Annotated in this window: 1 protein-coding gene; it reads right to left on the reverse strand. The window is 36.9% G+C overall.

Features of this window, described 5'->3' with window-relative positions; all coding sequences use genetic code 11:
- Window positions 1-541 precede the first annotated feature (541 nt).
- Complete coding sequence (locus tag QZ359_RS06375) at window positions 542-634, reverse strand: type I toxin-antitoxin system Fst family toxin (RefSeq protein ID WP_000970296.1); 93 nt, start codon at window positions 632-634, stop codon at window positions 542-544.
- Window positions 635-667: the final 33 nt, after the last annotated feature.

Below are 667 nucleotides of genomic sequence, written 5' to 3' on the forward strand. Positions count from 1 at the left end.
TTCTTTTTCATAATAATCTCCCTTAACTCCACCCAATCAGGTGGAGTTTTTTTGGCCATGTTTCAGGCTTTTGGGGACTATTCTAAAAATCATTTTTCGATATTTTTCGGTATTTTTCGGATTTTGGTCGGGGAATTGGCGGGGAGTTTTTTTAGAAAATATGACTAAGAAATAGGTCTGTTGTAGCTTCAGCTACTTCAACCTCACTTTGAATGTAAGTGACTGTTAATTGAAGGACTGAAACTGCTGTAATAATGATTTTGCTTGTCCAGTAGTGGCGTATTAAATGAGGAGTGACATATAAGATTGTCTCTTCGTTTACGAAATCAAAATTTCTATGAAATTGATAGAATCCCTAATTTTCTCTTAAACTTGAAAGTCTTGTTGTAAAGCGGTTAAAGCTTGAGAAGCTGAGGATGTAAAGTTTTGACAAATTTTGTGAACTGTGGGATAATGGAGAGGAATTAAGGATTAGTTCTATATCATGGACTAGAAAAGACCCCAAGCTAACTTCCACATTAAGCTTGGGGTCTTTTTGACACTATCTATCTTTGTTTAGCCATTTATCGACTAAGCGAAGAACAACACCGACCACAATTGGTCCGATGATAGTTTTAAGGATTAGTTCCATCATGGGCTATCTCACCTCCTTTCGTAGGCGGTGTAG

Source organism: Streptococcus sp., assembly GCF_019414905.1.
GTDB lineage: Bacteria > Bacillota > Bacilli > Lactobacillales > Streptococcaceae > Streptococcus.

Excerpts from the sequence above, each read along its gene's own strand:
- QZ359_RS06375 (WP_000970296.1), bottom strand. The coding sequence starts at position 634 with ATGATGGAACTAATCCTTAAAACTATCATCGGACCAATTGTGGTCGGT.